Genomic DNA, 19,320 nt, shown 5'->3' with positions numbered 1-19,320 from the left:
CCCCTAGCCGAGCTCTTTGTCGAGCAGCGCGAGAAGGTCCCCCGCGGAGGCCGCACTGATCTGGTCGACGACGGTGGTGGGCGCTCGGTCGCCCGCCATCGAACGGACGCGGCCCTGCAACTCGCCGAGCAGCGTGGAAATGGTGGCCCGCTCGTCCTGGGCGAGCCTGGCGAACGCGTCCTCCAGCCGGGCGCCCAGTTGCTCGATCTCCTTGACCAGGTGCTCCGCCGGGTCCCCCGCGCCGGTGTCGGCTTCGGGGCGCCGGGTGATGCGCGAGGCCAGCAGCTCGGCGACGGCGGCCGGGTTCGGGTGGTCGAAGACGAGCGTGGCAGGCAGCTTCAGGCCGGTCGCCGCGGTCAGCTTGTTGCGCAGTTCGAGGGCGGTGAGCGAGTCGACACCGAGCTTCTTGAACGGTTCGGTGGCACTGACGCGCGCGGCGTCGGCATGGCCGAGAACGAGCGCGGTGTGGGTGCGTACGGTCTCCAGGAGCACCGCCCCGGCCTCCTCGGGCGACAGCGACGCCAACTGCTCGGCGAGCGCGGCGCCGGTGGGCTCCGGCTCGGCCGGGTCACCGGGCGCGGCGGACGCGGCGGCCAGGGTGGCCAGCAGCGGTGAGGCCATCTCACCGAGCGCCGTGAGGGTGAGGCGCACCGGCACGACGACCGGGTCGCCCGTCGTCATGGCCGCGTCGAAGAGCGCGAGCCCTTCCGCCGAGGCGAGCGGCTGCACGCCCTGGCGCTGCATGCGGACCACGTCGGCGTCGCCGAGGGCGGCGCTCATCTCGCTGCGCTCGGCCCAGAAGCCCCAGCACATCGAGGTGGCGGGCAGTCCTTCGGCGCGGCGGGTCTCGGCGAGTCCGTTGAGGAACGCGTTGGCCGCCGCGTAGTTGGCCTGGCCCGCGGTGCCGAGCACGCTGGCGATCGAGGAGAACAGGACGAACGCGGTGAGACCGAGGTCCTTCGTCAGCTCGTGCAGGTGCCAGGCGCCGCGCACCTTCGGGGCGAGCACCGTGTCCACCCGCTCCTCGGTGAGGGCTTCGACCACGCCGTCGTCGAGCAGGCCCGCGCAGTGGACCACCGCCGTCAGCGGGGCCTCGCGGGGCACGGCGGCCAGCAGTTCGGCCACGGCGTCGCGGTCGGTCATGTCGCAGGCCACGATCGCGACGTCGGCGCCGGCCGCCGTCAGCTCCTCGCGCAGCGCCGCCGCCGCGGGGGCGGCGGGGCCGCGCCTGCTGCTGAGTACGAGGCTGCGGACGCCGTGCTGTGCGACGAGGTGCCGGGCGAGCATCGCGCCGAGGCCGCTGGTGCCGCCGGTGATCAGTACGGAGCCGGTCCCGAGCGCGGGCACCTCGTCCGCGGGCCGTGCGGCGGCGTGGGCGAGGCGCGGCGCGCTCAGGGCGCCGGAGCCGATCCTGACCTGTGCCTCCCCGGTGGCGGCTGCCGTCGGGACGAGGGCCCGCGAGGCTTCCTGCCCGTCGGTGTCGACGAGGGTGAAACGGCCCGGGTTCTCGGTCTGCGCGGACCGTACGAAGCCCCAGACCGCGGCCGCGACGGGGTCGGGGCGGCGGCCGGTGGCGGCGTCGGCGAAGGCGTGCTCGGTGACGAGGGCCAGGCGCGAGCCGGCGAACCGCTCGTCGGTCAGCCAGCGCCCGGTCCACCGCAGTACGTCGTGGAGCGTGCGCTCGACAGCGCCGGGGACATCGCCGCCGAGCGGGCCGTCATCCGCCGTCGCGCTGCCGACGAAGGCGAGGACGACCGGCGGCAACTCGCCTTCGGTCGCCGCGAGTTGATCGATGTCCGGGTAGACGTCCGCGCCCTGCGGGACCGCCGCGGGGATGCCCAGGACCGCGTACCGGCCCTCGGGCCCGTCGCCCGGCGTCGGCACGGTGGCCCAGTCCACGCGGAACAGCGCGTCCTGCCGGTCGAAGCTCAGCTCGGTCAGCCGTGCCACGTCGGCCGGGGCGAGGGTCAGCTCCTCGATGGCGCCGACCGGTGTTCCGTTCTGGTCCGCGAGCGTCACCGACAGGGCGTGCTCGCCCGCGGGGGCGAGGCGTACGCGCAGCGCGGTCGCCCGCCGGGGGCCGATGCGCAGTCCGGTGCAGCGCTGCGGCAGCCAGCCCCCGGGGCGTGCGGACTCGACGAAGTCGCCGAGCCCCAGCGGCAGGAGGGCGGCGTGCAGCAGCGCCGGGTGGAGACGGAACCGGCTCTGGTCCGCCGCGTGCGTCTCCGGCAGCTCCACCTCCGCGTACAGGGCCTCGCCGTGCCGCCACACCTGCTTCGGGCCGCGCAGCAGCGGGCCGTGGGTGAAGCCGAGGGCGGCGAGCCGGGTGTACTCGTCCTCGAAGGGCACGGGGTCCGCGCCCGCGGGCGGCCATGCGGTGAGGCTGTCGGCGGTGGCGGGAGCGGTGGCCTTCTGGGCGGTGCCGACAGCGTTGCGTGTCCACGCGCTCTCGCCCTCGGGGCGCGAGTGCACGGTGATGGTGCGGTCGGCGTCGACGGTGATCCGCAGTTCGCGCTCGGCGGTGCGGGAGAGCACCAGGGGCGTCTCCAGGGTGAGTTCGCCGACGGTGTCGCATCCGGTGCGGTGTGCGGCCCAGGCGGCCAGTTCCACGAGGACGCCCGCGGGCAGGAGGACCGCGCCGTGGACGACGTGTTCGCCGAGCCACGGGTGGCGTTCGAGGGAGAGGCGTCCGCTGCCGACGACACCGCCCGACCCGTCCGGGCCGTCGCCGGGCAGGTCGATCACGGCGTCGAGGAGCGGGTGGTCCGAGGTACGGGCGGTGGTGGTCTCCTCAGGAGTGTCGAGCCAGTAGCGCCGGCGCTGGAACGGGTAGGTCGGCAGGGCGACCGGCTCGGCCGGCCGGGTGCCGCGCGGTGCGAACACCTCCCGCCACGCCACGTCCAGGCCCGCCACGAAGGCCTCGGCCGCCGACCGGTGGAGGCGGGCGAGGCCGCCCTCGTCGCGGCGCAGGGTGCCCACCGCGAACCCGGTGGCCCCGGGGGTCTCGTCGAACATCTCCTGGATGTTCATGACGAGCAGCGGGTGCGGGCTGACCTCGATGGCGACGCTGTCGCGCTCCCGCTCGACCAGGCGGCCCATGGCGGTGCCGAACTGGACCGGTTCCCGCAGGTTGCGGTACCAGTAGCCGGTGTCGAGCGCGGCGGGGTCGATGATGTCGCCGGTCACGGTCGAGTAGATCGTCACCGGTGTGGGCCGCGGGGTGATGCGGCCCAACTCCTCCTGGAGACGGCCGTCGAAGCGGTCCATGAGCGGCGAGTGGCCCGGCACGCTGGACTTGATGGCGCGGGCGCGGGCGCCCTCGGCCTCGCAGGCCGCGATCAGTTCCGCGACCGCCTCGCTCTCGCCCGAGACCGTCGTCGCGTTCGGCCCGTTGACCGCGGCGATCCCGATGCGCGCCTCCTTGCCCGCCAGCAGTTCCCGCACCCGCTGCTCCGGCAGCAGGATCCCGGCCATGGCGCCCTGCCCGGTGACGGTGGCGAGGAGCCGGGAGCGCAGGGCCACGATCTTGGCGGCGTCCTGGAGGGTGAGGGCGCCCGCGATGTGGGCGGCGGCGATCTCGCCCTGGGAGTGGCCGATCACCACGTCCGGTGTGACACCGAGCGAGCGCCACACCTGGGCCAGGGACACCATCACCGCGAACAGCGCGGGCTGGACGACGTCGATGTCCGCGAGGTCGGCCGCGTCACGGCCGCCGCACACGGTGTCGATGAGCGACCAGGAGATCCACGGCTCCAACGCCTCGGCGCAGGCGCGCAGGTGGTCGGCGAAGACCGGTGACGTCTCGTACAGTTCCCGGCCCATCGCGAGCCACTGGCCGCCCTGGCCGGGGAAGACGAACACCGTCCTGCCGACCGGCCGGGCGACGCCGGACACCGCGGCGGCGGTGCCGGGCTCCTCGCCCGCGGCGACGGCGGTCAGCGCGGCGAGCAGGTCGGCTCGTCCCGCGCCGATGACGACCTGGCGGTGGTCGAAGCGCGAGCGGGTCGTCACCAGGGCGTGGCCCACGGCCTCGGCCGGCACGTCCGGGTCGGCGGTCAGAGCGTCGCGCAGGCGCTCCGCCTGGTGGCGCAGTGCCTGCTCGGAGCGGGCCGACAGCACCCAGGGCACCGAGGAACCGGTGAAGGGCTGCCGGTTCTCCTCGGTGGTCCCCGGCGCCGGGGCCTGTTCGAGGATCACGTGGGCGTTGGTGCCGCTGATGCCGAACCCGGAGACGCCCGCGCGGCGCGGCCGGTCCTCGGGGGTGGTCCAGTCGCGGGCCTCGGTCAGCAGCTCGACGGCCCCTGCCTCCCAGTCGACGTGGGACGAGGGACGGTCCACGTGCAGTGTCCTGGGCAGGACGCCGTGGCGCATCGCCATGATCATCTTGATGATGCCGCCGACCCCCGCCGCCGCCTGCGTGTGGCCGAGGTTGGACTTCAGGGAGCCGAGCCACAGCGGGTCACGGCCCTCCCGCTCCTGGCCGTAGGTGGCGAGCAGGGCCTCGGCCTCGATGGGGTCGCCGAGGCGGGTGCCGGTGCCGTGCGCCTCCACCGCGTCGATGTCGCCGACGCTCAGGCCCGCGTCGGCCAGGGCGGCGCGGATGACGCGCTGCTGCGCCTGCCCGTTCGGCGCGCTCAGGCCGTTGGACGCGCCGTCCTGGTTGATGGCGCTGCCCCGGATCACCGCCCACACCTGGTGGCCGTTGCGCCGGGCGTCCGAGAGTCGTTCCAGGACGAGGACGCCCGCGCCCTCGGAGAAGCCGGTGCCGTCCGCCGCGTCGGCGAACGCCTTGCAGCGGCCGTCCTCCGACAGGCCCCGCTGGCGGGCGAGTTCCACGAACATGCCGGGGGTCGGCATCACCGAGACACCACCGGCCAGCGCCATCGAGCACTCGCCGGAGCGCAGCGACCGCACGGCCTGGTGGACGGCGACGAGCGAGGCCGAGCACGCGGTGTCCGTCGACACGGCCGGGCCGTGCAGTCCCAGGGTGTACGCGACCCTGCCCGAGGCGGCGCTGAGGTAGGTGCCGGTGAGCCGGAAGCCCTCCACCTCACCGGCGGCGCCGCCGCCGACCCGCGGGCCGTAGTCGACGTCGTACAGGCCGGTGAAGACCCCGGTCTGCGTGGAGCGCAGGGACTCCGGGTCGATGCCCGCGCGCTCGAGCGCCTCCCACGACGTCTCCAGCATCAGCCGCTGCTGCGGGTCCATGGCCAGCGCCTCGCGGGGGCTGATACCGAAGAACGACGCGTCGAAGTCGGCCAGTCCTTCGAGGAATCCACCGGAGCGGGTGTACGTCTTCCCGTGCGCCTCGGGATCCGGGTCGTAGAGCCCCTCCAGGTCCCAGCCGCGGTCCGACGGGAAGGTGCCCATCGCGTCCACGCCACCGGAGACGAGGTCCCAGAGCGCTTCGGGGGAGGTCACACCGCCCGGGAAGCGGCATCCCGCGCCGACGACGGCGATGGGCTCGCGCGCGGACTCCTCCAGCTCGCGCACCCGGTCGCGCAGCTCCTGCGCGTCACCGACCGCGCGTCGCAGATAGGACCGGAGCTTGTCGACTTCCTCCACCAGGGGCCTCCCTCAACGGAACACGTTGCATGTCAAAAGGTGTGGGCGCGGGCACGGCCTAGACGTATCCGCGGTCGATCAGTGCGTAGAGGTCGTCGTCGCTGCGGTCCTCCAGGTCGCTCCCCGCCGCGGGCTCCGGCTCGTCGGACGGCTGCGGTGCGAGGAGCGCGTGCAGGTGGAGGGCGAGTTCGTGGGCGGTGGGGCGGCTGAAGGCGACGGTGGCCGCGAGGCGCACGCCGGCCGCCGCGTTGAGCCGGTTGCGCAGCTCGACCGCCAGCGTGGAGTCGAAGCCGAGGGCCTTGAAGGTCTCGGTCGACCGGGCCCGCAGGTCCGCCCCGGTCAGGGCGGCGCCCTTGGTGCGCAGCAGGGCCGCCGTCTCGTCGCAGACCAGGGCGAGGACCGCGGCGGGCGAGGCGAGTTCCGCCGCGCGTGAGCCGGGCTGTTCCGCCTCGGCCCGCGCGCCCGCTGCGTCGGCGGTGTCGGTCGCGGTCAGCCAGTGCCGCCGCCGCTGGAACGGATAGGTCGGCAGGGGCACCCTGGGCGCCCCGGCCCCCGCGAACGTCGCCTTCCAGTTGACCGGCGCGCCGCACACGTGCAGCGCGGCGAGCGACTCCACCACCTTGGCGAGGCTGCCGTCGTGCCTGCTGAGGGTGGGGACCAGGGGCGGCGGGTGGGGCAGCGCGTCGGCGGCCTCCGCCATCGCGACCTGGAGGATGGGGTGCGGGCTGACCTCCACGTACACGCCGCCGCGCGCCCGCATGAGCTGGTCGACGGTCTCGCCGAAGCGGACCGGCAGGCGCAGGTTGTCGTACCAGTACGAGGCGTCGAGGCGGCGCGTGTCGAGCGGTCCCGCGGTGACCGTGGAGTGGAACTCGACCGCGGTCTCGCGCGGTGTGATCCCGGTGGCGGCCGCCAGGACCTCGTCGCGGATGCGTTCGACGTGCGGGGAGTGGGACGCGTACCTGACCTTGATCCGGCGCGCCCGTACGCCGTCGTCGCCCGCGAGCGCGGTGAACTCGTCCACGGCTGCGGGGTCGCCCGCGATCACCACGGACTCCGGTCCGTTGACCACCGCCACGGACAGCCGTCCCGGCCACCGGGTGAGGCGCTCCTCCACCCAGCTCACGGGCGCGGCCACGGCGCTCATCGCGCCGTGGCCGGCCAGCGCGGACAGGGCGCGGCTGCGCAGCGCGATGACGCGGGCGGCGTCCTCCAGGCTCAGGGCGCCGGCCGCGCAGGCCGCGGCGATCTCGCCCTGCGAGTGGCCCATGACCACGTCGGGGACCACGCCGAGGGAGCGCCACAACCGGGCCAGGGACACCATCATCGCGAAGAGCGCGGGCTGCACCACGGCGTCGCCGTCGTCGAGCGTGGGGCCCGATCCGGCGCCCGTCACCAGGTCGAGGAGGCTCCAGTCCAGCCACGGCTCCAGGGCCTTCGCGCAGGCGTCGACCGACTCGGCGAAGACCGGCGACTCCGCGTACAACTGCCGCCCCATGCCCAGCCATTGGCCGCCCTGGCCGGGGAAGACGAAGACGACGGGTCCCCTCGCGGCGGGGGCCGTGCCGCGCAGCGCGCGGGCCGACGTGTCGCCCTGTGCCAGCAGGTCGAGACCGGCGAGCGCCTCCGCACGGTCCCCGGCGACGACGGCCGCGCGGTGCGCGAACGTGGTCCGTGCGGTGGCCAGCGCGTGTCCGACGGCGGCCGTCGGCTGCGCGGGGTGGGCGGTCAGGACGTCGCGCAGGCGGGCGGCCTGGTCGCGCAGGGCCGCGTCCGTACGGGCCGACAGCACCCACGGGACGACGGCGGGGGCCTGCGCGGGCGCCGGGGCCGGGGGCTCGGGGGCCTGTTCGAGGATGAGGTGGGCGTTGGTGCCGCCCATGCCGATCGACGACACACCGGCCCGGCGCGGCCGTCCCGGCTCGCCGGTCCAGGGCCGCGGGGCCGTCAGGACCTCGAAGTCCGCCGCGAAGTCGGGCACGGCGGGGTTCGGGGCGCGGAAGTTCGGGTTGGGGACCAGCAGGCCGCGGTCCAGGCAGAGCACGGTCTTGACGAAGCCGGCCAGTCCCGCGGCGGGCTCCAGGTGGCCGACGTTCGCCTTCACCGAGCCGACCACCAGGGGGCGTTCGCGGCCGTGCTCGGCCCGCACCTCGCGGAGCCCCGCCAGCTCGGCCGGGTCGCCGAGCCGGGTGCCGGTGCCGTGCGCCTCGACGTAGTCGACGGAGTCGAAGGTGATGTCCGCGGCGCGCAGGGCGGACAGCACGGCCGACGCCTGGCCGGTGGGGCTCGGGTCGGGCATCCGGGACGAGGAGCCGCCGCTGCGGACGCCCCAGCCGCGCACCACGGCGTAGATGTGGTCGCCGTCGGCGACGGCGAGGTCGAGCCGCTTGAGCAGGACGAACGCGCCCCCCTCGCCGCGCACGAAGCCGCCCGCCCGTTCGTCGAAGGGGAAGCAGTGTCCGTCGGGCGAGAGGGCGCCCAGGTTGGCCAGAGCGGTGCCGGACGCGGGGTCCGTGATCAGGTGCACGCCGCCCGCGAGCGCCAGGTCGACGGCGCCGGACCGGATGCGGTCGCAGGTCAGCGCGAGGGACACCAGGGAGGAGGACTGACCGGAGTCGGCGCACAGGCTCATGCCGCGCACGTCGAAGAGGTGCGAGATGCGGTTCGCGATCAGCGCGCCGCTGGAGCCGAGGGCGGCGTAGTGGTCGTCCTGGTCGCTGCCGGTCCGCTTGCGCACCTGGTCGTAGCCGGAGGGCGCGGCGCCGACGACGACGTCGATCTCCCGGCCGGCGAGCGCGGGAGCCGCGATGCCCGCGTCCTCGACGGCCTCCCAGGCGAGTTCGAGGCCGAGGCGCTGCACGGGGTCCATGGCGGCCGCCTCCGCGGCGGACACGCCGAAGAACTCCGCGTCGAAACCGTCGACGGAGTCGAGGAAGGAGCCGGTGGTCAGGGTGGCGGCGTCCGGGTGGCCGGTGAGGTCCACCCGGGCGTCCGCCGCGCGGCTCGCGGGGAACCGGCCGACCGTCGACGCCCCGTCGGCCAGCAGACGCCAGAACTCGTCCGGGCCCTGCACACCGGGGAACCGGCACGACAGTCCGACGACGGCGATATCGGTGGCTGCGCCACTCATGTTGTGTCCTTCCGATTCTGCCGGGCCCCGCCGTCCGGCGGTCACGGCCAGCGGGTCAGCAGGTCGCGCAGTTCGCCGGGTGCGTCCATGAAGTCGTAGTGGCCGCCCTCGACCACGCGGAACTCGACGGAGTCCGCGTAGCGGCGCCAGCCCTGGAGGTCGTCGAGACTCACGTCGGTGTCGTCGCGCCAGTGCAGGACGACGACGGGGCAGTCCAGCGCCACCGGCTTCGCGCGCCGGTAGGCGAGGGCCGCCGCGGTGTCCCGCAGCAGCACCATGACGCCGAGGTCGAGCATGTCCTCGCGCGGTTCGATGCCCCGGCCACGGATGAACGACCGCACCTCGGCGCGCAGTTCGGGCTCGGTCATGGTGAGCATGCGGTCGCGGGACGCGTCGTGCGGGGCGGGCTGGCCGGACACGAACAGGCACCGCGGCGTGGGCAGTCCCGCCTCGGCGAGCCGCAGGGCGGTCTCGTAGGCGGGGACCACGCCCGAGCAGTGCCCGAAGAACGCGAACGGCCGGTCGAGCAGCGGCGTGAGCGGTTCGACCAGGGACTCGGCGAGGTTCTCGTACGTGCCGTAGTGCGGGTGGCCGAGCCGGTTCTCGCGGCCGGGGAACTGCACCGGGCAGATCTCGACGTCGTCGAGCGCGGCCGGCCAGGCGCTGAACGCCGACGCCCCGGATCCGGAGAAGGGGAAACAGAACAGCCGCGCGCCGTGGTCGGTGGACGGCGGCCGGACGAACCACGGCGAGGTGGTGATCGTGGAGGAGCCGGTTGTCATGGCGTCTGCCGTTTCTGCGCGACGACGGGGAAGCGGGTCAGACCGGCGATGAAGTACGAGCGCAGGTGCTCGGGATCGCCGGCGAGTTCCAGCGACGCGCAGCGCTGGAACAGTTCCTCGAAGAAGACCCGCAGGGTGAGCCGGGCCAGGGGCGCGCCGATGCAGAAGTGCGGTCCGAAGCCGAAGGCGACGTGGCGCTTGGCGTTGGGCCGGGTGAGGTCGAAGGCGTGCGGGTCGGCGAAGAGTTCGGGGTCCCGGTTGGCCGAGCCGATCCAGGCGACGACGGCGGCCCGGGCCGGGATGGTGCCCCCGGCGAGTTCGATGTCGTCGACGGCGTACCGCATGAAGTTGCAGGCGGCGGAGGTCCAGCGCAGCCCCTCCTCGACGAGGTTGGGGATCAGCGTCGGGTCGGCCTGCGCCTTGTCGAACTGCTCGGGCCGCTCGATGAGCGCCTGCACGGTTCCCGAGACGGTGTGCGGTGTCGTGACGTTGGCGCCGAGCAGGATGCTGTAGCCGTCGAGGGCGATCTCCTCGTCGGTCAGCGGCGCGTCGCCCGCGCGCACGCTCATGAGGTGGTGCAGCAGGCTGTCGTCCGCGAGGCCGCTGGCGCGGCGTCCCTTGACCCACTCGGTGACGTAAGTGACCAGCTCGTGGTGGGCGATGGCCAGTGTGGTGGCCTCGGTGCCGACCTGGAAGTGCGGATCGGAGGGGGCCGTCACCATCGCGGTGAGCTGGACGAGTTCCTCCCAGTCCGCGGCCGGGATGCCGAGGAGCGGTCCCGTGACCATCGCGGGGAGCAGCAGCGCCCGCTCCGCCAGGTCGAACACCTCGCCTTCGAGGGCGGGTTCGAGGAAGCGGGCGACCGTCCCGCGGATGGAGTCCTCCCAGGACTTCACGGCGCGGGCGGTGAGCTTGGCACCGAGCGGCCTGCGGACCTCGGTGTGCCGGGGCGGGTCGGTGGAGGTGAGGAGCTTGCCCGCGGCCGGGTCGTCGATGCCGACGTGGGTGGGGGTGGTGCCGCGCTCCGAGGTGAACTCGCGGTGGTCGCCGAGCACCCGGCAGACGTCCTCGTACCGGGTCACCGACCAGAACTCCCGCCCGTCGGGCAGGACTTGGTGGTGCACGGGGGCCTTGTCCCGCATGACGTCCCAGACGGGGTGGGGGTCGCCCGAGGTGTACAGGTCGAGATCGAACAGGTCGAGGGCGTCGAGGTCGACGTCGCGCGGGGCTCCCGGCGTCAGCCTCACGCCGCCGCCCTCCCCTGCTCTATCAGCGCGGCGACCCGCGCCGGGGTCTGGGCCAGGTAGAAGTCGCGCACGGAGAGCCGTACGCCGTAGTCCTGCGCCACCTGGTCGATGATCTTGATGCCGGACAGCGAGTTGCCGCCGAGCGTGAAGAAGTCGTCGTCGACCCCGACCTCGGCGCGGTCGAGGTGCTGGGCCCACAGCTTCGCGATGTCGTGTCCGAGCGCATCCATTGCCAGTCTTTCCTTCCTTCACCGACCGGGAGCACCCGCTCGTGTCCTTTTCGGTCCCGGATAGCGCGGCCCGTCCGCTGTCTCGCCGGCGGGACACGTCTCCCCGCCCCGCCGCGGCCCGCTGCATGGACCGAGCCTCGTCCCGCCGGCGGGACGGCGACAAGCGCTCCCGCGTCCCGCACGCCCCAGGGACGAGGTGTCTTGAACGGGTGGCGGGCCGGGCCCGACGGTGAGGGTCAGACACCCATGCCACAGGCGCGCGGGCGCACGGCGGGATCACCGGGATTGAGGGGAACGACGTGGCAGACACCGGCTGGGACACGGACGTGGTGATCGCGGGGGCCGGGCCCACGGGCCTGATGCTCGCCTGCGAACTGCGGCTCGCGGGCGTCGATGTGACGGTGGTCGAACCGCTCGCGCGGCGCTCGGGCGAGTCGCGGGCCGGCGGGATCCACTCCCGCACCCTGGAGATCCTCGACCAGCGCGGCATCGTGGACCGCTTCCTCGACGAGGGCGAACTCCAGCCGGTGGGTCACTTCTCCGGCCTCTACCTGGACTTCGACGAGTCCGAGTCGCGCCACCCCTACCCGCTGATGATCCTGCAGTCCGCCGTCGAACGGCTCCTGGAGGAGCGGGCCGACGAGCTGGGCGCGCGGGTGCGCCGCTCGTGCGAGGTCACCGGCCTCGTACAGGACGCGACCGGAGTCACGGTCGAGCTGCGCTCGGGCGAGGCGGTGTCCGCGCCGCTGCGCGCCCGCTACCTGGTGGGCTGCGACGGCGGTCGCAGTACGGTGCGCAGGCTGGCGGGGATCGGCTTCCCCGGCACCGAGGCGACGATGACCGCGCTGATCGGTGACGTGGAGGTGCCCGATCTGCCCGAGGACTACGTGTGGGTGCGGCGCACCCCGGCAGGTGACTACTCGGCGATCGCGTTCGAGCCGGGCTGGCACCGGGTCATCACGTCCGAGTTCGACCGGGTGGCGGGGCGCGACGAGCCCGTCACGTTCGAGCAGTTGCGGGAGTCGATGGTGCGGGTCGCGGGCACCGACTTCGGCATGCGCAACCCGCGGTGGGTCTCGCGGTTCAGCGACGCCGCGCGCCAGGCCGACCGGTACCGGGCGGGCCGGGTGCTCCTCGCGGGCGACGCCGCCCACATCCACTTCCCGGCCGGCGGCCAGGGTCTGAACATGGGTGTGCAGGACGCGGTCAACCTGGGCTGGAAGCTCGGCGCCGTGGTCCGCGGCGACGCCCCGGACGGCCTGCTCGACACCTACCACGCCGAACGGCACCCGGTCGCCGAGCGGGTGCTCCAGAACACGCGGGCGCAGTCGGCGCTCGTGCGGCCCGGGCCGCAGACGGAGGCGCTGCGCGAGGTGTTCGGCGCGCTGATGGTCTTCGACGACGTCAACCGGTACCTGCGCCACCTGCTGACCGCCCTCGACCTGCGCTACCCGGTCGACGGGGACCATCCGCTGGCGGGGCGGCGGGTGCCGGACGCCGACCTGAAGACGCCCGAGGGCATCGTGGGCGTCCACGAGCTGCTGCACGCCGCCCGGCCCGTCCTGCTCGTCCTGGACGGCGGCGGCTGGGCGGCGCGGGCGGCCGAGGGCTGGGCCGACCGCGTCGACGTGGTCGAGGCACACAGCGAGGACGACCACTGGCCGGTCCCCGCCGTCGGTGACGTCCCGGCGCCCGCCGCGCTCCTGGTGCGGCCCGACGGCCACGTGGCCTGGGCCACCGACAGCGACGAGACACCCGACACGGCGGCGCTCCGGGCGGCGCTGACCACCTGGGTCGGAGCCGAACGGCCCCGGTGACCCGCAGGCCACCGGGGCGGGGGCGGTGCGGTCAGGACGGGTGCGCCGCCCCTGCGCCGGCGACGCCCCGGACGGCGCCGGCGATGATCTCGTTGACCGCCGCGCCGTGCTCGTCGAGGTAGAAGTGACCGCCCTGGAAGACGTGCAGGTCGAACTCGGCGGTGGTGTGCTCGCGCCAGGACTCGGCCTCGGTGAGCGTGGTGTGCGGGTCGTCGGTGCCGACCAGCATGGTGATCGGGCAGTCGAGCCGGACGCCGGTCGCCCGGGGGTGGGTCTCGATCGCCGTGTAGTCGCCCCGGAGGGCGGAGAGGATGGACGCCCTCAGGTGTGCGTTCTCCAGGTAGACGGGGTCGGTGCCGCCGACCAGGAGCAGTTCCTCGACGAGACCGGCGTCGTCACGGAGGTGGACCGTGCCACCGCGCAGCAGGGACGGCGGGGGGTAGCCGGAGGCGACGAGGTGGACCGGCGGGGCGCCCGCGTCGTCCTGGTAGCGGCGCGCCACCTCGAAGGCGAGGATCGAGCCCATGCTGTGGCCGAAGAAGACCAGGGGTCGGCCGTCCTCGCAGCGCCGCAGGGCCGCGTAGGTGAGGTCGGCGAGTTCGGCGAGGTTCTCGACGCAGCCCTCGGCGCGCCGGTCCTGCCGTCCCGGGTACTGCACGACGAGCGTGTCCAGGTGCGGTGAGAGCGCTTCGGAGAGCGCGTAGAAGTAGCTCGCCGAGCCTCCCGCGTGCGGGAAGCAGACGAGGCGGAAGTCGCTGTCGTCGGTGGGGTGGAAGCGGTGCACCCACTGCCCGTCGTAGGTCCCTGACCCTGTCATGGCCGGCCTTTCCGTGTGTACCGATACGTCGATGGGGCGGCCCGGCGGGGCCGGTTCACGTGGGGTTGTTCAGGAGCTTCGCCACGAGGGCCGTCTCGACGTTCCCGCCCGAGACCAGCACCCCGATGTCGCGGGCGCGGCCCTCGGCGGCGAGGCGCAGCGCGCCGGCCACCGCGGTGGCCGCCGCCGGTTCCACGAGCAGCCGGGCGTGGACGAGCACGAGACGCAGCGCCTCCGCGATGGCGCTCTCCTCGATGGTGTAGACGCCGGTGACCGCGTCGTGGGCCAGGTCGTACGGGAGTTGGCCGATGCGGTCGGGTCGCAGACCGTCGGCGATCGTGGGCCGCGCGTCCACGGTGACGGGACCGCCGGCCCGCAGCGCCGCGGTCAGGGCGGGGACGGCGGCGGGCTCGGCGCCGTAGACGTCGATGCCCTGCCCCGCGGTGGCGAGGCAGGCACCGGCCAGCGCGCTGCCGCCCCCGACGGGCAGCACCACGGCGTCCAGGCGGTCGCCCGCCGCCGCCACCTGGTGCAGCAGATCCGCGGTCGCGGTGCCCTGACCGGCCACCACGTCCAGGTTCTGGTACGGGTCGATCTCGTCGTAGCCGCGGGCGCTCCTGACCTCCTCCAGGACCGCGATCCGCTCGGCCAGTGTGGTGCCTGCCTGGAGCACCTCGGCGCCTGCCTCGCGGATGCGCCGCACCTTGGTCGGTGGGGCGTCGACGGGCAGCACGAGGACGGCCGGGAGCCGGTGCTGGGCGGCGGCCATGGCCACGGCGATGGCGTGGTTGCCGGTGGACTGCGCGACCACGCCGAGGCTGCCGGCCGCCACGAGCCGCTCGACGGCCAGGAGCGCGCCGCGCATCTTGAAGGAGCCGCCGCGCTGGAGGTTCTCCGCCTTCAGCCACAGCCGGGCGCCGGCCACGCGGTCCAGTTCCTCGCTGCGTACGACGGGCGTCTGGAGCACACGGCCCGCGATACGGTCCCGGGCGTCGTGCACGCCTTCGTAGCTCAGCAGGGGCTGGTCGACGACGGCCACGAGGTGCGCGGCGATCGACATGATGGGTCTCCGTTTCTCCTCGGCTTCGAGGCGTCGTCGGGTCGTCGGGGCGTCGGGCGTCGGGGCTCAGTGGCCGGGCGCCGACTGGGCCTCGATCACGTCGAGCACCTGGCGGCCGCTGTCGACCAGGTACATGTGGTCTCCGGGGAACTCCGCGTAGGTGAAGTCGCCCGTGGTCGCGGATCGCCACTGCCGGGCCTCCTCGGCGGTGACCAGGCCGTCGCGGTCGCCCCGCAGCGAGCAGATCGGCACCGACAGCGGCTCGTCGGTGCTCGGCACGTACGCCTCGTGCATCGTGCAGTCGGCGTGCAGCGCGGGGAGGATCATCTCCCGCATCTCCGGGTGGTCGAGGGCCTCGTGGCGGAAGCCCGCGAACTCCTCGACCCTGGCGAGGAACTCGTCGCCGCTCAGGCCCGCCGCCCGCCGCTCGCGCTGGGTCCACGGCCCCGGCGAACCGCTGACGACCAGCCGCTCGACGCGCACGCCGCGGGCGCCCAGCAGGTGCGCCAGTTCGTAGGCGAGCACCGCGCCGAGGCTGTGCCCGAACAACACCGTGCGCGCGCCTTCGCCGAGGTCGCGGGCGATGGTGTCGATCTCGGCCTTGGCCGCCTCGACGACGTTCAGGTACGGCTCCTCCAGGAACCGGCGCTCCCTGCCGGGGAGTTCGACCGACGTCACCCGCCACCGGCCGGCGGACAGCTCCCGCCAGGGGTGGAAGAACGAGGGACCTGCTCCGGCGAACGGCACGCACAGCAGCGTGGTCCGGTCCCCGTCTTGCTCCGACATGCCGGGCCTTGTCACCCCGACCAACCCCAATCGTCCGTAGGAAAGTGCGTCGCACCGGTCGCGCGCACGCGCTGCCGTGTCATCCCGCCAACTTGCGGTTGAGTACCTCGAAGACCTCGGCCACGGGTCCCGGCATGTGCATCTCGTGGTGCACGGCGCGCACGTCGTGGACCTCGATGTCGCCGAGCACGTACGGCCGCCACAGGTGCGCGTACGTCTCGTCCTGGAGCGTCGCGCTGAAGAAGACGACGTCGCCGCGGTAGACCGGCGACTCGAAATCCATCATGAGCGTCGTGTTGTTGGTCAGCACCTTCGCCATGGTGTCCAGGAAGTCGCCCTGGTTGCCGGTGCCGATGTACTGGCCGAAGTACTCCTCCAGCTCGCCCCGGTAGTCGGCCTCCGTCTTGCCGGCGTGGATCTCGGTGAACCCGTGGCCGCCCGGCTGCGAGTCCAGGATGGCGACGAAGGAGATCTCGTGCCCGCGCCGGTCGAGCGCTTCGGCGACCGCGTGCACCACCGTGCCGCCGTAGGACCAGCCGATGAGGTGGAAGGGCCCCTCGGGCTGGATCTTCAGCATCTCGGTGACGTAGTCCTCGACCATCTCCTCGACCGACCCCGCCAGCTTGTCCTCGCCGTCGGAGCCGCGGGCCTGGAGCGCGTAGGCCTGCCGGTCCTCCACGTGCAGGACGAAGCTGAAGTAGGCCCAGCCGAGGCCGCCGCCGCCGTGGAAGAACCAGACCGGTTCCTTGCCCGTGCCGGGGTCGGCGTTGAGCGGCAGCACGACCGCGAACGGGTTGGCGGTCTCCACGGGGATGTCGCCGGTGAGCAGCAGCGCGGCCAGTTCGGCGACCGTGGGGAACTTGATGATGGTCTTGAGCGGGACGTCGACGCCGAACGTGTTGCGGATGCCGGCGCTGAGCCGGGTGGCGAGCAGGGAGTGCCCGCCGAGTGCGAAGAAGTCGTCGTCGATGGCGATGTTCTCGCGGTCGAGCAGTTCACCGAAGAGCGCGCACAGCTTCTCCTCGTGGGAGTTGCGCGGTCCCCGGCCGGTCCGGGTGCTCGTCTCCTCCGCGGGGAGTGCCGCGCGGTCGAGCTTGCCGTTCGGGTTGAGCGGGATCTCCGCGAGGGGGATCACCGCGGCGGGCACCATGTACTCCGGGAGGCGGCGGCGCAGGTGGTCGGTGAGCCGGGTGATCAGTTCCTCGCTCGCGTCGCCTTGCCCCGCGGCGTCCGACTCGGGCACCACGTAGGCCACGATGCGCTTGTCGCCGTCGTGGTTCTCGCGGACCACGACCGCCGCCCTGGCCACCGCGGGGTGCCCGTCGAGGGCGTGCTCGATCTCGCCCAGCTCGATCCTGAATCCGCGGATCTTGACCTGGAAGTCGGTGCGGGCGATGTACTCCAGTTGCCCGTTGCGGTCCCATCGCACCAGGTCGCCGGTGCGGTACATCCGGGTGCCCGCGGGGCCGAACGGGCAGGCCACGAACCGCTCGGCACTCAGGTCGGGGCGGTTCTGGTAGCCGCGGGCCATCCCGGCCCCGGCGATGTACAGCTCGCCCTCCACGCCGCGCGGGACCGGGCGCAGCCGCGCGTCGAGGACGTACATCTGGAAGTTGCCCATCGGCCGTCCGATCGGGGCGCCCTCCCCCGGCACGACGAGCGCCTGGGTGCACCACGTGACGGTCTCGGTCGGGCCGTACATGTTGAAGACCTCGGTGGCCTGCTTCGCCAGGGTCTCGGCCAGGCGTACGGGGACGGCCTCCGCGCCGATAATGATGCGCAGCCCCTTCGCGGCGAGCGGGTCGTGCATGAGGAGCATCTGGAAGAAGGCGGGGGTGGCCTGTACGGCGGTGATGTCGTGGCGGCGTATCAGCGCCAGCACGGCGGCCGGGTCGGAGACGGTGCCCTTGTCCGCGACGACCATGGTCGCGCCGGAGACGAAGGGCAGGTACAGCTCGGTGTTGGCCATGTCGAACGCCACGGTGGTGCTGAACAGCATCCGCTCGCCCGCCGCCAGCGGGAAGGTGCGCCCCGCCGTGGCCAGGTAGTTGGCGACCGCGCCGCGCGGGATCGTGACGCCCTTCGGCTTGCCCGTCGAGCCCGATGTGTAGATCACGTACTGGGTGTTCTCGGGCCGGACGGTGACCTGCGGGGCTTCCTCGGAGAGTGCCGACCAGTCCACGCCTGCCAGCGCCTCGGCGTCGAGCACGAGGACCGGGTCCGCGTGCTGGAGGATGTAGTCGATGCGGGAACGCGGGTGGTCCGGGTCGATCGGGACGTAGGCACCGCCGGACTTGATCACCGCGAGCAGCGCCACCACCAGGTTGACGGTCCGGGGCAGGGACACGGCGACGCGTGACTCCGTCCGCACGCCCTGCTCGATCAGCCAGTGCGCCAGGCGGTTCGAGCGTGCTTCCAGCTCCTGGTAGGTGAGCGTCTCCTCCTCGCCGATGACGGCGAGCGCCCCCGGTGTGGCCCGGACCCGCTCGCGGATCGCCGACACCAGCTCCAGGGTCGGCTCGGCGGTGTCGTTGACCTCGACGAGCAGGTGGTGACGTTCCTCGGCGCTCAGTACGTCGACATCGCCGACGCGCACGCCGGGGTCGGCGACGAGCTGTTCGAGGACGCGCGCGAACCGTCCGGCGATGGCCTCGACCGTGTCCCGGTCGAACAGGTCGGTCGCGTACTGGATGTCGCCGCGCAGCGCTCCCGTGGCGTCCGTGATCACGTTGAAGAACAGGTCGACCTTGGAGGTGGAGGGGGTGGCCTGCTCGACCTCCACCGTGAGTCCGGCGAGTTCGAGGTCCGGCCGCTCGTAGTTCTGCACACCGAGCATCACCTGGAACAACGGCTGGTACGCGGCGGAGCGCTCCGGGTTGATCGCCTCGACCAGCATGTCGAACGGCACGTCCTGGTGCTCGTAGGCCGCCAGTGCCTTGTCCCGCACCTGTCCGAGAAGGTCGGTGAAGGTGGGGTCGCCGGACAGGTCCACCCGCAGCACCTGGGTGTTGACGAAGAACCCGATCAGGTCGTTGAGGGCTTCGTCGGTGCGTCCGGCGATCGAGCTGCCGATCGTCACGTCCTGGCCGCCGCCGAGCTGCTTCAGCAGGACCGCGAGCGCGGCCTGCAGAAGCATCGACAGGGTCGATCCGCGCCGGTCGGCCAGCTTCTGCAGCTCCGTCGCCACCTCCGCCTTGATCACGAGGTCGACGGTGGCGCCGCGCCCGCTCGCCTCGGCGGGCCGCGGGCGGTCGAGCGGCAGGTTCAACGGCTGGGGGACCCCGGCCAGTTCCTTGCGCCAGTACTCGACCTGCGCGGCGGCGAGGCTCTCGGGGTCGGTCACGTCGCCGAGGACCTCGCGCTGCCACATCGTGTAGTCCTTGTACTGCACGGGCAGCGGCTCCCAGGCCGGTGCCTCGCCGCCGCGTCGGGCGGTGTAGGCGGCGGCGAGGTCGCGCACCAGCGGGGCGCCCGAGCTGCCGTCCGTGGCGATGTGGTGGATGACCAGGACCAGGACGTGTTCCTCGGGTGCGCAGCGGAACAGGTGTGCCCGCAAGGGGAGTTCGGCCGCCAGGTCGAACCGGTGGGCGATGGCTCCGTCGACGGCGGCGGCCACCTCGTCCTGTGCCACCTCGGTGAGCGGGAGCTCCGGCGACGCCTGCGCGATCGGGAGGATGCGCTGGTGCGGCTCGCCGTTGTCGTCCGTCGTGTAGAGGGTGCGCAGGATCTCGTGCCGCTCGACCACGTCGCGGATCGCCGCGGCGAGGACGTCCCGGTCCAGGGATCCGGTGAGCCGGAAGGCGGCCGCCATGTTCCAGGAGTCCGAGCCTCCCTCCAGCTCATGCAGGACCCACATGCGGCGTTGGGCGAATGACAGCGGAATCAT

9 protein-coding genes and 1 pseudogene are annotated in these 19,320 nt (G+C 73.4%); 1 reads left to right on the top strand and 9 read right to left on the bottom strand.

The genetic code is table 11. From position 1 onward, the window contains the following. Positions 1-3: 3 nt before the first annotated feature. The 5 genes and pseudogenes from ACIRF8_RS33710 to ACIRF8_RS33690 form a co-directional block, all read right to left on the bottom strand. Positions 4-5,562 (bottom strand): annotated as a pseudogene (locus tag ACIRF8_RS33710) (SDR family NAD(P)-dependent oxidoreductase); the annotation flags it as partial. Between the two features lie 61 nt (positions 5,563-5,623). Further along, the gene (locus ACIRF8_RS33705) at positions 5,624-8,695 is read right to left on the bottom strand and encodes a type I polyketide synthase (RefSeq protein WP_404221276.1); all 3,072 of its coding nucleotides are present in this window, start codon (positions 8,693-8,695) and stop codon (positions 5,624-5,626) included. A gap of 41 nt (positions 8,696-8,736) precedes the next feature. Then, positions 8,737-9,477 (bottom strand): thioesterase II family protein, encoded by a 741-nt coding sequence (locus ACIRF8_RS33700; RefSeq protein ID WP_404221274.1) that lies wholly within the window; start codon positions 9,475-9,477, stop codon positions 8,737-8,739. Continuing rightward, on the bottom strand, positions 9,474-10,724 hold the full coding sequence (locus ACIRF8_RS33695) for a cytochrome P450 (RefSeq protein WP_404221272.1): 1,251 nt from the start codon (positions 10,722-10,724) through the stop codon (positions 9,474-9,476). The genes ACIRF8_RS33700 and ACIRF8_RS33695 overlap by 4 nt, the downstream gene beginning before the upstream one ends. Then, positions 10,721-10,954 carry a phosphopantetheine-binding protein gene (locus ACIRF8_RS33690; RefSeq protein WP_404221270.1) on the bottom strand — a complete coding sequence of 78 codons (234 nt, stop codon included), beginning with the start codon at positions 10,952-10,954 and terminating at the stop codon, positions 10,721-10,723. Before ACIRF8_RS33690 ends, ACIRF8_RS33695 begins: the two co-directional genes overlap by 4 nt. Before the next feature lie 299 nt (positions 10,955-11,253). On the opposite strand from ACIRF8_RS33690, the gene ACIRF8_RS33685 reads away from it, so the two are divergent. Then, entirely contained in the window at positions 11,254-12,771 is a 1,518-nt protein-coding gene (locus ACIRF8_RS33685) for an FAD-dependent monooxygenase (protein ID WP_404221268.1), read from the top strand. 31 nt (positions 12,772-12,802) lie between these two features. Here the strand turns inward: ACIRF8_RS33685 and ACIRF8_RS33680 are convergent, their stop codons facing one another. From ACIRF8_RS33680 to ACIRF8_RS33665, 4 genes are all read right to left on the bottom strand, one after another. Further along, entirely contained in the window at positions 12,803-13,588 is a 786-nt protein-coding gene (locus tag ACIRF8_RS33680; RefSeq protein ID WP_404221266.1) for a thioesterase II family protein, read from the bottom strand. Positions 13,589-13,643: 55 nt separating this feature from the next. Continuing rightward, a complete protein-coding gene (locus ACIRF8_RS33675) occupies positions 13,644-14,648 on the bottom strand; it encodes a threonine/serine dehydratase (RefSeq protein ID WP_404221264.1) in 1,005 nt (334 codons plus the stop codon). 66 nt (positions 14,649-14,714) lie between these two features. Further along, positions 14,715-15,434: a thioesterase II family protein gene (locus tag ACIRF8_RS33670; protein ID WP_404221262.1), complete on the bottom strand. Its 720-nt coding sequence runs from the start codon at positions 15,432-15,434 to the stop codon at positions 14,715-14,717. A gap of 79 nt (positions 15,435-15,513) precedes the next feature. Next, positions 15,514-19,320, bottom strand: coding sequence for an amino acid adenylation domain-containing protein (locus tag ACIRF8_RS33665; protein ID WP_404221260.1), 3,807 nt, complete (start codon positions 19,318-19,320; stop codon positions 15,514-15,516).

Origin of the sequence: Streptomyces sp. NPDC102406 (assembly GCF_044765725.1) — a bacterium.
In the GTDB taxonomy this organism is placed as follows: domain Bacteria; phylum Actinomycetota; class Actinomycetes; order Streptomycetales; family Streptomycetaceae; genus Streptomyces.
The sequence above is the reverse complement of the archived record's forward strand: the minus strand, read 5'-3'. Positions and strand labels throughout refer to the sequence as shown.